1 protein-coding gene is annotated in these 1040 nt (G+C 61.3%); it reads left to right on the top strand.

Annotation, left to right across the window (positions count from 1 at the left end):
• Positions 1 to 1010: isovaleryl-CoA dehydrogenase (locus AC1DT3_RS22370; RefSeq protein ID WP_477467366.1), on the top strand; the 1010-nt coding region annotated here is incomplete at its 5' end.
• Positions 1011 to 1040: the final 30 nt, after the last annotated feature.

Genomic DNA, 1040 nt, shown 5'->3' with positions numbered 1-1040 from the left:
AGCTTGGTCTTCACGGCATTACTGTCGAAGAAGAGTTCGGCGGTTCCGGGCTCGGATACCTCGAACACGTCATCGCCATGGAGGAAATCTCCCGCGCCTCGGCGTCGGTCGGCCTCTCCTACGGCGCTCATTCGAACCTGTGCATCAACCAGATCCGCCGCAATGGCAGCGAAGAGCAGAAGCGACGCTATCTGCCAAAGCTGATCTCGGGCGCGCATGTGGGTGCGCTCGCGATGTCGGAACCAGGTGCGGGGTCGGACGTGGTGTCGATGCGCACGAGAGCCGACAAGAAGGGCGACCGCTATGTYCTCAACGGCAACAAGATGTGGATCACCAACGGTCCCATCGCCGAGACGCTCGTCGTCTATGCCAAGACCGACCTCGACGCCGGCGCGAAAGGCATGACGGCCTTCCTGGTCGAGAAAGATTTCAAGGGTTTCTCCACGCACCAGAAACTCGACAAGCTCGGCATGCGCGGCTCGGATACGTGCGAGCTGGTTTTTCAGGATTGCGAAGTGCCGGAAGAGAATGTTCTCGGCACGGTCAACAAGGGCGTCAAGGTCCTCATGTCCGGTCTCGATTACGAACGCGCCGTGCTTGCAGCCGGACCGCTCGGCATCATGCAGGCCTGCATGGACATCGTCATGCCCTATGTCCACGAACGCAAGCAATTCGGCCAGCCGATCGGCAGCTTCCAGCTCGTGCAAGGCAAGGTCGCCGACATGTACGTGACGATGAATGCGTGCAAGGCGTACGTCTATGCGGTCGCCAAAGCGTGCGACCGGCACGAGACGACCCGCGAAGATGCCGCCGGCGCGATCCTCTACGCAGCCGAAAAGGCGACCCAATGCGCGCTCGATGCGATCCAGCTCCTGGGCGGCAACGGCTACATCAACGACTATCCCACAGGCCGCCTGCTTCGCGATGCGAAGCTCTACGAGATCGGCGCGGGCACGAGCGAGATCCGCCGCATGCTGATCGGGCGCGAGCTGTTCGAGAAGACCGCTTAGGAAGCAGTGAGGTCACGATGACTCTTGAGC

The sequence above is a fragment of the Microvirga sp. P4_G7 genome (assembly GCF_056401005.1).
This window is presented reverse-complemented; position numbering and strand designations above follow the sequence as displayed.